The sequence below is a fragment of the Bradyrhizobium sp. 613_E4_N2_2 genome, from assembly GCF_052075995.1.
Taxonomy (GTDB): Bacteria; Pseudomonadota; Alphaproteobacteria; order Rhizobiales; family Xanthobacteraceae; genus Bradyrhizobium; species Bradyrhizobium barranii.
Genome location: NZ_CP197234.1, coordinates 7,045,033 through 7,057,084 on the forward strand (window position 1 = coordinate 7,045,033; position 12,052 = coordinate 7,057,084).

Annotated in this window: 13 protein-coding genes; 7 read left to right on the forward strand and 6 right to left on the reverse strand. The window is 63.9% G+C overall.

The window, feature by feature from the left end:
• Positions 1-37: 37 nt before the first annotated feature.
• Positions 38-169: a hypothetical protein gene (locus AB7290_RS33350; RefSeq protein ID WP_256376429.1), complete on the reverse strand. Its 132-nt coding sequence runs from the start codon at positions 167-169 to the stop codon at positions 38-40.
• 117 nt (positions 170-286) lie between these two features.
• Complete coding sequence (locus AB7290_RS33355) at positions 287-481, reverse strand: hypothetical protein (protein ID WP_085401310.1); 195 nt, start codon at positions 479-481, stop codon at positions 287-289.
• Between the two features lie 95 nt (positions 482-576).
• Between AB7290_RS33355 and AB7290_RS33360 the strand changes: the two genes are divergently transcribed.
• The 3 genes from AB7290_RS33360 to AB7290_RS33370 all read left to right on the forward strand — a co-directional run bounded on the left by AB7290_RS33360 (position 577) and on the right by AB7290_RS33370 (position 9,255).
• Positions 577-1,089: a DUF4142 domain-containing protein gene (locus AB7290_RS33360; protein WP_085401311.1), complete on the forward strand. Its 513-nt coding sequence runs from the start codon at positions 577-579 to the stop codon at positions 1,087-1,089.
• Between the two features lie 367 nt (positions 1,090-1,456).
• Complete coding sequence (locus AB7290_RS33365) at positions 1,457-7,750, forward strand: HAMP domain-containing protein (protein WP_441254239.1); 6,294 nt, start codon at positions 1,457-1,459, stop codon at positions 7,748-7,750.
• A gap of 14 nt (positions 7,751-7,764) precedes the next feature.
• Positions 7,765-9,255, forward strand: coding sequence for an HWE histidine kinase domain-containing protein (locus AB7290_RS33370; protein WP_085401332.1), 1,491 nt, complete (start codon positions 7,765-7,767; stop codon positions 9,253-9,255).
• Between the two features lie 88 nt (positions 9,256-9,343).
• Here AB7290_RS33370 and AB7290_RS33375 read toward each other — a convergent pair whose 3' ends face one another.
• Positions 9,344-9,649, reverse strand: a complete 306-nt coding sequence (locus tag AB7290_RS33375; protein WP_245344073.1) for a hypothetical protein — start codon at positions 9,647-9,649, stop codon at positions 9,344-9,346.
• Between the two features lie 56 nt (positions 9,650-9,705).
• On the opposite strand from AB7290_RS33375, the gene AB7290_RS33380 reads away from it, so the two are divergent.
• Together AB7290_RS33380 and AB7290_RS33385 are read left to right on the forward strand one after the other, a co-directional pair.
• A complete protein-coding gene (locus AB7290_RS33380) occupies positions 9,706-9,963 on the forward strand; it encodes a hypothetical protein (protein ID WP_085401313.1) in 258 nt (85 codons plus the stop codon).
• Positions 9,964-10,059: 96 nt separating this feature from the next.
• Positions 10,060-10,305, forward strand: coding sequence for a hypothetical protein (locus tag AB7290_RS33385; RefSeq protein WP_063984953.1), 246 nt, complete (start codon positions 10,060-10,062; stop codon positions 10,303-10,305).
• A 98-nt stretch (positions 10,306-10,403) separates the two neighbouring features.
• On the opposite strand, the gene AB7290_RS33390 is transcribed toward AB7290_RS33385, so the two are convergent.
• Together AB7290_RS33390 and AB7290_RS33395 are read right to left on the reverse strand one after the other, a co-directional pair.
• Positions 10,404-10,589 (reverse strand): hypothetical protein, encoded by a 186-nt coding sequence (locus tag AB7290_RS33390; RefSeq protein ID WP_085401314.1) that lies wholly within the window; start codon positions 10,587-10,589, stop codon positions 10,404-10,406.
• 18 nt (positions 10,590-10,607) lie between these two features.
• Entirely contained in the window at positions 10,608-10,829 is a 222-nt protein-coding gene (locus tag AB7290_RS33395) for a hypothetical protein (protein WP_038958668.1), read from the reverse strand.
• A gap of 115 nt (positions 10,830-10,944) precedes the next feature.
• Between AB7290_RS33395 and AB7290_RS33400 the strand changes: the two genes are divergently transcribed.
• Complete coding sequence (locus tag AB7290_RS33400) at positions 10,945-11,139, forward strand: DUF3072 domain-containing protein (protein ID WP_028148240.1); 195 nt, start codon at positions 10,945-10,947, stop codon at positions 11,137-11,139.
• Between the two features lie 71 nt (positions 11,140-11,210).
• The gene (locus AB7290_RS33405) at positions 11,211-11,510 is read left to right on the forward strand and encodes a DUF6496 domain-containing protein (RefSeq protein WP_085401315.1); all 300 of its coding nucleotides are present in this window, start codon (positions 11,211-11,213) and stop codon (positions 11,508-11,510) included.
• Positions 11,511-11,522: 12 nt separating this feature from the next.
• Here AB7290_RS33405 and AB7290_RS33410 read toward each other — a convergent pair whose 3' ends face one another.
• Complete coding sequence (locus tag AB7290_RS33410) at positions 11,523-11,885, reverse strand: hypothetical protein (RefSeq protein WP_028148242.1); 363 nt, start codon at positions 11,883-11,885, stop codon at positions 11,523-11,525.
• Positions 11,886-12,052: the final 167 nt, after the last annotated feature.

The window sequence follows — 12,052 nt, forward strand, 5'->3', positions numbered from 1 at the left end:
GGCACAACGAATGTTCCGGCGCGCGAGGCCCGCAGCGCTAACTATGCGTGGCGTGGATCGCCGCCGATGCATTCTCCAGATGCACCTGCCGCACCGTCGTCACTGTCGCGAACGCGACCGAGACGCCAAAGGCGAGAATGAGCGAGAGAAGAGCCAGACGTGGAGCCATCGCAAAACCTCCTTCTGGAATCGAAATCAACGCGATCGACCGTTCGTGGATGATCCTGGATTGGTTGCTTGCATTCCGTGAGCGGTCTCACACGCAGATTCACAGAGATGAGAGCGCTCACGCATCCTGCGTTCGGAGGACGCGGACCTTTACGGGCGGGATTTCACCGTCCAGCCAGTCCTGCTCGTTCGCCAATGCCGTCCAGGCAGCCGCCATGCGCAAATAGCGTTTGTGGGTGGGCTGCCCTTCCGCGCGCTCGGCGAGCTGAAGGCAGTTGTCGGCGTTATCCCTGAAGATGTCAGACTGTTTCATACAGAAGATGTGGGAACGGAACTCTCGCTCCGCAATCGCCCTTACCGGATCGTAACGCCGGGGGAACTTCGCACGCCATCGGTCATTGGAGATGCATGAGGATTCTCGTCGCGATCATCCTGGCTTTCATCAGCACCTCGGCGTTCGCCGACAATATGGGTGAGCGAACGGCCGGCGACCGCGTGCCGACCGCAACCGATGTCATCACCGGCCTCTATAGCTTCAGCCGTTTCCAGCAGGGCCTGCTGGAAAGCACCGACCTGAAAGGCAATGCGGAGGTGAAGAATCTCGCGGCCCTGCGCGCCGAGGAGGCGGGCAAGCGCGACAAAACCCTGAAGCAGATTCAGGACGCGATCGGTGCGGAGCCGCACGCCGGCAAGACGACGTCAGTGAGCGCAAGCCTCGTCGAGCCCGAAAATGCGGATGGACCGACTTACGTCAGAAGCTTCTATGCCGCGCAAATCCCCGAATATGACTCCGCCATCAACCTGCTCGAGCGCTATCTGAAAGCGCCCGACAATCCTGCGCTCGCCGCCTTCGCGCGCGAGCAATTGCCGATGCTGCGCACGCAGGTGAAAGATGCGGAGCGCACCATGGCGGATAAATAGCAGCCCTATTTGTCTTCCGGATGATGCTGCTGGCTCTCCGGCCGCTGGTCGCGGTCCCCGTGGTCAGCGAATCAGCGCGTGACGTGGCGGAGCTTGCGGCAGGGTCGCCAGTCACAGCCCCGCGCCCGCTGGGCGCGCCAGCCCCCTCTCCTAGGACGGCTCGGAGCTCTGGTGCAGCGGCCGGCCGGCTTTTTCCTGAACGGGATGGAACCATCGTCACTCCTCACCGTTATTTTGGCCGGGCTGAGCACGGCAGGTTCCAATTCCAAGCGCTGCAACGTTGGCGCTTGATTTCGAATTTGGCTGACGGTCTATTTTGACAACTGCGTCACGCCTTGGATTCGGCCGACGCCGCGGGGGAATCAGTATGAGCGACCTCGATCCCGGAACTGCATCACGCTCCGGTCGTCGCGTCCCAAAGCCAAAAACCAATGGTATGTCGGACCCGGATTCGCGGCCGGAATTGCTGCTCGCCTTGCAGGCGATGCGCAGCGGCGATTTTTCGGTGCGGATGAGCGGGGACTATCTCGGCATCGACGGCAAGATCGCCGACACTTTTAATGAAATCATCGCCGCCAACCAGCGCATGGCGCAGCAGCTCGAGCTGGTCGGTCAGGTCGTGGGGCGCGAGGGCAAGACCCGCCAGCGCGTGAAGTTCGGCCTCGCCAGCGGCTCCTGGGCCGACATGGAAGGCTCCGTCAACACGCTGATCAACGACCTCCTGTGGCCGACGCGCGAAGTGACGCGCGCGGTCGCTGCGGTGGCGCAAGGCGACCTGCTCCAGACTGTCAAGCTGGACGTCGACGGCCGCCCGCTGCGCGGTGAATTCCTGCAGTCGGCGACCATCGTCAACACCATGATCAAGCAGCTCGGCGTGTTCACCTCCGAGGTGACGCGCGTGGCGCGCGAGGTCGGCACCGAAGGCAAACTCGGCGGCCAGGCCCAGGTGCCGGAAGTGACCGGCGTCTGGAAGGATCTGACCGAGAGCGTCAACTCGATGGCGAACAACCTGACCAACCAGGTTCGTAACATCGCCGAGGTGACGATCGCGGTCGCCAACGGCGACTTGTCCAAGAAGATCACCGTCGACGTCCGCGGCGAGATCCTTCAGCTCAAGGAAGCCATCAACACGATGGTGGACCAGCTGCGCTCCTTCGCCTCCGAAGTGACGCGCGTGGCGCGCGAGGTCGGCACCGACGGCAAGCTCGGCGGACAGGCGATCGTGCCCGGCGTCGCCGGCACCTGGAAGGACCTGACCGACTCCGTGAACGCGATGTGCGGCAACCTCACCGCCCAGGTCCGCAACATCGCCAACGTGACGACCGCCGTGGCGCGCGGCGACCTGTCGCGCAAGATCACGGTGGACGTGCGCGGCGAGATCCTGGAGCTGAAGGACACCATCAACACGATGGTGGACCAGCTCAACTCTTTTGCCTCCGAAGTGACGCGCGTGGCGCGCGAGGTCGGCACCGAGGGCAAGCTCGGCGGCCAGGCCCAGGTGCCCGGTGTGGCCGGCACCTGGAAGGACCTCACCGACAACGTCAACTTCATGGCGTCGAACCTGACCGCGCAGGTCCGCAACATCGCCGACGTCGCGACCGCGATCGCCGGCGGCGACCTGTCGAAGAAGATCACGGTGAACGTCTCGGGCGAGATCCTTCAGTTGAAGGAAACGCTCAACACCTGCGTGGACCAGCTCAATGCCTTCGCCGGCGAAGTCACGCGCGTGGCGCGCGAAGTCGGCACCGAGGGACGGCTCGGCGGCCAGGCCAACGTGCTCGGCGTCGCCGGCACCTGGAAGGACCTGACGGAAAGCGTCAACTCGATGGCGTCGAACCTGACCGCGCAGGTCCGCAATATCGCCGAGGTGACCACGGCGGTCGCCGGCGGCGACTTGTCGAAGAAGATCACCGTGGACGTGCGCGGCGAAATTCTGGAGCTGAAGGACACCATCAACACCATGGTGGACCAGCTCAACGCCTTCGCCGGCGAAGTCACGCGCGTCGCGCGCGAGGTCGGCACCGAAGGCAAGCTCGGCGGTCAGGCCGTCGTGCGCGGCGTCGGCGGCACCTGGAAAGACCTGACCGATTCCGTCAACTCGATGGCCTCGAACCTCACCGGTCAGGTCCGCAACATCGCCGAAGTCGCGACCGCGGTCGCCAAGGGCGACCTGTCCAAGAAGATCACCGTGAATGTGTCGGGCGAAATCCTTCAGCTGAAGGAAACGCTCAACACCATGGTGGACCAGCTCAACGCCTTCGCCGGCGAAGTCACGCGCGTCGCGCGCGAGGTCGGCACCGACGGCAAGCTCGGCGGCCAGGCCGACGTGCCCGGCGTCGCCGGCACCTGGAAGGACTTGACCGACTCCGTGAACTCGATGGCGGGCAACCTCACCGCACAGGTTCGTAACATCGCCGAGGTCGCGACCGCCATCGCCGGCGGTGACCTGTCACGCAAGATCACGGTGGACGTCCGCGGCGAGATCCTTCAGCTCAAGGACACGCTGAACACGATGGTCGACCAGCTCAACCGCTTCGCGGGCGAGGTGACGCGCGTGGCGCGCGAGGTCGGCACCGAAGGCCGCCTCGGCGGCCAGGCCAACGTGCCCGGCGTCGCCGGCACCTGGAAGGATTTGACCGACAGCGTGAACTCGATGGCGGGCAACCTCACCGCCCAGGTCCGAAACATCGCCGAAGTGACCACCGCCGTGGCGCGCGGCGACTTGTCCCGCAAGATCACCGTGGACGTGAAGGGCGAAATCCTCGAGCTCAAGAACACCATCAACACCATGGTCGACCAGCTCAACGCCTTCGCCGGCGAGGTCACGCGTGTGGCGCGCGAGGTCGGCACCGAAGGCAAGCTCGGCGGTCAGGCCGAGGTGTCCGGCGTCGCCGGCACCTGGAAGGACCTCACCGACAACGTCAACTTCATGGCCTCGAACCTGACGGCCCAGGTCCGCAACATCGCCGAGGTCGCGACCGCGATCGCCGGCGGCGACCTGTCGAAGAAGATCACGGTGGACGTGCGCGGCGAGATCTTGCTGCTCAAGGACACCTTGAACACGATGGTGGAGCAGCTGCGCTCCTTCGCCGCCGAAGTGACGCGCGTCGCGCGCGAGGTCGGCACCGAGGGCCGGCTCGGCGGTCAAGCCGTCGTGCCCGGCGTCGGCGGCACCTGGAAGGATCTCACCGACAACGTCAACCTGCTGGCCGCGAACCTCACGACGCAGGTCCGCAACATCGCCGAGGTCACCACCGCCGTCGCGCGCGGCGACTTGTCCCGCAAGATCACCGTGGACGTGAAGGGCGAAATCCTCGAGCTGAAGAACACCATCAACACCATGGTGGACCAGCTCAACGCGTTTGCCGGCGAAGTCACCCGCGTCGCGCGTGAAGTCGGCACTGAAGGCGAACTCGGCGGCCAGGCCCAGGTGCCCGGTGTGGCCGGCACCTGGAAGGACCTCACCGACACCGTCAACTTCATGGCGGCGAACCTGACCGAGCAGGTCCGCGGCATCGTCAAGGTGGTGACCGCAGTTGCGAACGGTGATTTGAAGCAAAATCTCACTGTGAAATCCAAGGGCGAGGTCGCGGCGCTCGCCGACACCATCAACAACATGACCGAGACGCTCGCGACCTTCGCCGATCAGGTGACGTCGGTGGCGCGCGAGGTAGGCGTCGAGGGACGGCTCGGCGGCCAGGCCGACGTGCCGGGTGCAGCCGGCACCTGGAAGGACCTCACCGGCAACGTCAACCTGCTCGCAGCCAACCTCACCTCGCAGGTGCGCGCGATCGCGGAAGTCGCGACCGCCGTGACCAAGGGCGACCTGACGCGGTCGATCCAGGTCGACGCCCGCGGCGAAGTCGCCGAGCTGAAAGACAACATCAACACGATGATCACGAACCTCCGTCTCACGACGGACGTGAACACAGAGCAGGACTGGCTCAAGACCAACCTCGCCAAATTCACCAACATGCTCCAGGGTCAGCGCGATCTCACCACCGTCGGCCGGCTGCTGCTGACCGAATTGTCACCCCTGGTGAACGCCCATACCGGCGTGATCTACCAGGTCGAGAACGAGGATAGTCCGCGGCTCCTGTTGCTCGCCTCCTATGCCGGCGACGGCGTCTATCCCTATCAGCGCGTGCTCCCGCTCGGCGACGGCCTGATCGGCCAATGCGCCCTCGACAGACGGCCGCGCGTCATTGCCGACATTCCACCCGACGTGGTGCCGATCAACTCGGCGCTGTTCCGCGTCGCGCCAAAGAACCTCGTCGTGCTGCCGGTGCTGTTCGAAGGCCAGGTCAAGGCGGTGATCGAGCTCGCCTCGCTGACCTCGTTCACGACCTCGCAGATGACATTCCTCGAGCAGCTTACCGACTCCATCGGCATCGTGCTCAACTCGATCGAGGCGACGATGCAGACCGAAGGCCTGCTCAAGCAGTCGCAGCAGCTTGCCGGCGAGCTTCAGACCCAGCAGCGCGAATTGCAGCAGACCAACGACCAGCTCGAGCAGAAGGCGCAGCAGCTCGCCGAGCGCAACGTCGAGGTCGAGCGCAAGAACCAGGAAATCGAGCAGGCCCGCCGCGCACTGGAGGAAAAGGCGACCGAGCTCGCGCTGACCTCGAAGTACAAGTCCGAATTCCTCGCCAATATGAGCCACGAGCTGCGCACACCGCTGAACTCGATCCTGATCCTGGGACAGCAGCTCACCGACAATCCGGATGGCAACCTCTCGGCCAAGCAGGTCGAGTTCGCCCGCACCATCCATGGCGCCGGCACCGACCTGCTCAACCTCATCAGCGACATCCTGGATCTCTCCAAGATCGAATCCGGCACGGTGACGGTCGACGCCGAGGAGATTCTGACTGCAAACCTGCTCGAGACCGTCGGGCGGCCGTTCCGGCACGAGGCGGAAAACCGCAACCTGTCGTTCAAGATCGACGTCGACCCGAACCTGGCCCGCAGCATCGTCACCGACTCCAAGCGCCTGCAGCAGGTTCTCAAGAACCTGCTTTCCAACGCCTTCAAGTTCACCGCCGAAGGCGAGGTGCGCCTGAAGGTCGTCGCCGCGGTCGGCGGCTGGGGCACGGATCATCCGGTGCTGAACTCAGCGCCGGCGGTGATCGCGTTCGAAGTGACGGACACCGGCATCGGCATTCCCCTCGAGAAGCAGAAGCTGATCTTCGAGGCGTTCCAGCAGGCGGACGCCGGCACCAGCCGCAAATACGGCGGCACCGGTCTCGGACTTGCGATCAGCCGCGAGCTCGCGAGCCTGCTCGGCGGCGAGATCCATCTGCGCAGCGCGCCCGGCAAGGGCTCGTCCTTCACGCTCTATCTGCCGCTGAAATATTCCGGCCCGACGCTCGCGCCGCGTGCACCCGCGCCGCAGCAGTACAGTCAGCCACCGGCGTTGCAAGCGGCTGCGCCCGAACAGCAGCGCGTCATCGAGCAGATTGCCGACGACCGCCTCAACCTCGCGCCCGGCGATACCATCCTGCTCATCGTCGAGGACGATCCGCATTATGCCCGCGTGCTGGTCGATCTCGCCCGTGACAAGGGCTTCAAGGTTCTGGTCGCCGCGCGCGGCGCGGAGGCGCTGGAGCTCGCCAAGCAGTATCAGCCGCGGGCCGTTTCGCTCGACGTGTTCCTGCCTGATATGCTGGGCTGGACGGTGCTGAGCCAGCTCAAGCACAATCCGCTGACCCGCCACATCCCCGTGCAGATCATCACGCTCGACGAGGACCGCCAGCATGCGCTGGCCCGCGGTGCCTTCTCCTTCGTCAACAAGCCGACCACGACCGAGGGCGTCTCAGCCGCGCTGACGCAGATCAAGGAATATGCGCGGCCGCGGCGCAAGCGGCTCCTGATCGTCGAGGACAACGAGGCCGAGCAGCTCTCGATCCGCGAGTTGCTGCATCACGACGACATCGAGATCGTGACGACGGATACCGGCGCCGGCGCGCTCTCGACACTGCGCGAGGCACCCTGCGATTGCGTGGTGCTCGACCTGCGGCTGCCCGACATGAGCGGCTTCGAGGTGCTGGACCAGATCCGCAACGACGAGGCGCTGTCGAACGTTCCGGTGGTGGTCTTCACCGGCCGCGAGCTCTCGGCGGAGGAAGATGCGGAACTCCACACCATGGCGCGCAGCATCGTGGTCAAGGGCGTGGAATCGCCGGAGCGCCTGCTCGACGAGACCGCCTTGTTCCTGCATCGCGTCATCACGGAACTGCCGGTCGAGAAGCAGCGCATGCTGGAGAAGCTGAACAGTTCCGACGAAGACCTGATCGGCAAGACCGCCCTGCTCGTCGACGACGACGCCCGCAACATCTTCGCGCTGTCGAGCGTCTTGGAACGTCGGGGCATGAAGGTGCTGACGGCCACGACCGGCCGCGAGGCGGTAACGCTGGTCGAATCCAATCCGGAGATCGCCATCGTGCTGATGGACATCATGATGCCGCAGATGGATGGCTATCAGACCATCGGCGTCATTCGCGAAAATCCGGCCTTCGCCCGCCTTCCGATCATCGCGCTGACAGCCAAGGCGATGAAGGGCGACCGTGAGAAATGCCTGGAAGCCGGTGCGTCCGACTACCTCGCCAAACCCGTCAACACCGATCAATTGCTGCTTGCAATCCGCATGTGGCTGCACCGCTGAGTTTGGATCCGCGAATGGACCACGAAAAGGTCAACATCCTCCTCGTCGACGACCAGCCGGCCAAGCTGCTCGCCTACGAGGTGATCCTGAAGGAACTCGGCGAGAACCTCGTGATCGCATCATCGGGCCGCGAGGCGCTGGAGGTGCTGCTCAAGACCGAGATCGCGGTGATCCTGGTCGACGTCTGCATGCCCGAGCTCGACGGATTCGAGCTGGCCGCGATGATCCGCGAGCATCCGCGCTTCCAGAAGACCGCGATGATCTTCATCTCGGCCATTCAGGTCAGCGATATCGACCGCTTACGCGGCTACGAGATGGGTGCCGTCGACTACGTCCCGGTGCCGGTCGTGCCGGAGGTGCTGCGCGCCAAGATCAAGGTGTTCGCCGAACTCTACCGCAAGACACGCGAGCTCGAACGGCTGAACCAGGAGCTCGAAGACCGCGTTCGCGCACGCACGGCCGAGCTGGAGAATTCCACCGCAAAGCTGCGCGAGAGCGAAGAGCGGCGCAGCATGGCGATCGCCGCCGGCAAGATGGGATCGTGGGACTGGGACTGGGTCAACGGCGACTGGATGTGGGACGAAGGCCAGTACCGCATCTTCGGCGTGACGCCGGAGACCTTCAACGTCACCTCAGCCAACATCCAGGCGCTGCTGCACCCTGATGACGTCGACCAGTTCGGCCAGGCGATTGCCGCGTTCAACACCGGCGCGCACGCCTATGAAGGCGAGTTTCGCGTCAGCCGGCCCGATGGCGAGGTGCGCTGGTGCGTCGGCACGGCAGCCGCGACGGTGGACCAGGGCGGCCGCGTGGTGCGCGTGAGCGGCGTCACCGTGGACATCACCGAACGCAAACGCGCGGAAGAGAGACAAAACCTGCTGGCGCGCGAGGTGGATCATCGAGCCAAGAACGCGCTGGCGCTGGCGCAATCGATCGTGCGCCTCACCCGCGCCGACGAGGTCAAGGCTTACGTCAACGCCGTCGAGGGGCGCATCAACGCGCTGGCGCGCGTGCACACGATCCTGTCGCTGTCGAGCTGGCAGGGCGCCGAACTCTCAAGGCTGATCGACGAGGAGCTCGCGCCCTACTCGCTCGGCGGCCAGATCAAGCTGGCCGGTCCGGAAGTTCAGCTGGCGCCGGCGACAGCGCAGACGCTGGCGCTGGCGCTGCATGAGCTTTTCACCAACTCGGCGAAATATGGCGCGCTCTCGACGCGGTCTGGGCGGCTTGCGATCGGCTGGCAGGTCGAGGACGACCACCTCACACTGACCTGGGACGAAACCGGCGGTCCGCTGGTGAGGACGCCGAAATCCCGTGGCTTCGGCACGCGGAGCCTGCTTGCCAGTGTGGAATCGCAACTCGGCGGACAGGCGGAATTCAACTGGCGTGCCGAAGGCCTGTTGTGCCGCCTTGAGGTGCCGCTGACGCGGAAGACCGTAGCGCCGCCGGCCGCGAGCAAGTTCGACGTGGCTCCGTCCGAACCCCTTCAGCGGGCCTCAGGCTAGCGCGTTTGCGAGCGAAGTGGGCTCCGGTTCGCGCGTAAAGATAGGAATCTGGAGCTTCGGCCCTGATTCACTCAGAACCGATCATGATCTAGCGCGTCGCGGCGACCCTCATGCTCTGCATCGCCTGCGGTTCGTCAGCGACACGTCCTTCCAGCCAGGCTTCCGTTTGCGAAAGCTCGCGCAGCGCCCGCGCGTAACGGCGGGCTGCGCTCCGCTCGGCGCCGCGCGGCAGCCTGCGCGCCTTGCGCAGCATGTCCGCAGCCGCGTTGCGATAGGCCAGCGAGCGATAGAGAAAGACGACCTTACCCATATCGAATGTTCCCGTGTTGATGGCATTCATCCTCGCAAGACCGCCATGAACGTCGGATGAAGCGGGGAATGACAAAATCGTCATGACAATGGAACCCGCAATCGTCGCATGCGTTTTATGCCACACCGCGAGGCGGTTCCATGCGCGGGAAAAAGTCGCCGAGCCTCATCTCTCCGACCGGCGTCATCAAGCTGATGACGCATGCGATGATGGGCGCAGCCCTCGGCCTTGTCTTCGGTCTCGCCCTCGTCCTGTTCAATCCGGCCGTCGCAAATTTGTTGAACCACGGCGGACATTCGGCCGGCATGGTCTTCATCATCACACTGGTGACGACGTTCGCGATCGGCGCAACGCTCACGGGCCTCGTGTTCATCCTCGCCGAGGACAAGGAATTTTGAAGCGCGCGTGACGCGCACCGGGCGATTTCGTTCGGAACTCCTGCAGCAAATGGCGGTTGGCTGCCTGCGTCAATTCAACTCAGGGAGTTCCCGCGCATGAAAACCACCAAGCTCGCTCTTACCGTGATGTTGGCAACCGGCCTCGCCGCCGCTCCGTTCGCCGTGCAGGCCAAGTCGCATAAGGCCAAGCATGGATCCGCTATGTCCTCGTCGCAGACCACGGGTGCCAACACCAAGTCCTCCAAGGGCGCTGATCCCTCCGGTCAAGGTGGTTCTGGCCCCGGCTCCGACCAAGGCGGCACCATGACGAACAACAAGGGCGGCATGAGCAACACCAAGTGAGCTCCGGCCGACAATCAAAGGCCTCGCGGCGACGCGGGGCCTTTCGCTTTGGAGCTGGAGTTTGGAGCTAGATTGGGAATCCTTCCAGCGTCGCATCGCTAAAGCGGCCGTCCCGTGGCATTCGCCTTCACGAGATGCTCCAGCCGTGCACGTTTGCGTGCGATCAGGAGCTGCGCTGCGGCATCGTCGAGACCCTCGCGCTGCAATTGCCGGATGGCGGAGCCGAGTTCGAGAATTTCGGCGCGCAGTTTTAGAATCCGGTACGTGTCCGGGTCTTCTTCCACCGCACGCTCCCAAAATTCTCAGCGGCGCGCGATCACGCGCAGCGGACTACCGGATGTCGTTGCAGGACGAAGGCGGACCCGCTCGCGGACGTCAGGCAAGACATCGCCGCCACCGGCCGCCTTCCATTCGCCGATCAGCAGGTTGATTTTCCGGCGCAGATCCATCTGCGCCAGGGCCTTTTCTGTGCAGTCGCGGTCGCGATCGACGAGGTCGCGCACAGACACCTCGATGTCGGCCATCTCGAGCCTCAAGGCGCTGATTTTGCGTCGAATTTCATTAATTCTGTTGTCCATGGCTTGTTAGAACAAAATAAGAACATATAGTCAAGTGACGATTTGAGAACGGAGAGGCCAGATGCAGGTTCAGGGTAAATACGACGCCAGGGTTTTCCTCACGGAGCAGATGACGAGAGCGCAGGGGCTGAGGCTGAAGCGTCTGAGCGAGGAAGCCTATCAGCCCACTCAATACGATCGGGCTCTGTCCTCCACTGAGGCTGCGCGCCGCATTCGAGCGCTGGAAGACGAGATCGAGTTGGCGAACTCCTTCTGAGGAACGCGGCCAGCGCATTTGGAACGTAGGGTCAGTGATGCGGTTCTTTCCCGGGCCAAGGGAGAGAGTTGATGGCACGCAAGGCAAAGAAACGCCGCTACTCACGCAGCGCCAGCAGTGATGTCGAGCGCGAGATGCGCGGTTATAAGAAGGGCACCGCGAAAAGCGGCCCCGGCGGTCGTGGCGGACGCGTGAAGAGTCGCAAGCAGGCGATCGCAATCGGCCTGTCGGAAGCGCGCGCGAAGGGCAAGAAAGTCCCGAAGAAGGCGTCGAAGCGGAAAACGTCCAAGAAGAAGACAGCCAAGAAGACGGCCAGGAAGACGACCAAGACAACGAAGAAGACCTCGAAGCGCAAATCCAGCAAGCGGTAACGCCCACCCGCGTCAGATCATGCTGCCCGGCATGAAGCAGCGGATCGAAATCCCGAACGCAGTCTTCACCGGCCATACCATGGTGTGGCCAGCCCGGTTTGGCTCGGTGATGACGGCCTCATCAGGCACATCCACCCACTGCCCGTCGAGCCGCACGCGATAGTGCCCATCGTGCGATTCCCAATCGGGGTCGGATACAGCAAAGCCATCTGCATCCGAGCAGCAGGGCCCAAGATGGCTGCGCAAGCTGTCGAACCAGGGTTTCAGGGGCGAGTTGGCGTAGCGGCCATCGTCGCGCCCCAGGGCGCTTCCGGTCGTCAGGACAAGCGGCGCCACAAGCAGCGCACACCTCAGCGAGAGCTTCAATCGATCCATGTCGGCACCGATCAAATGCGAACCACCGGTTCCACAAGAAGGCCGGGCGTTCGAAGTTCCACTCCTGCAATTCGCCTGGGCGTCTTCATTGACGCCAAAGCCCAACACGTGATTCCGAACTGTGACGAGCGAACGCGGCTTTTTCGGACGAACCCGTCATCAACGCT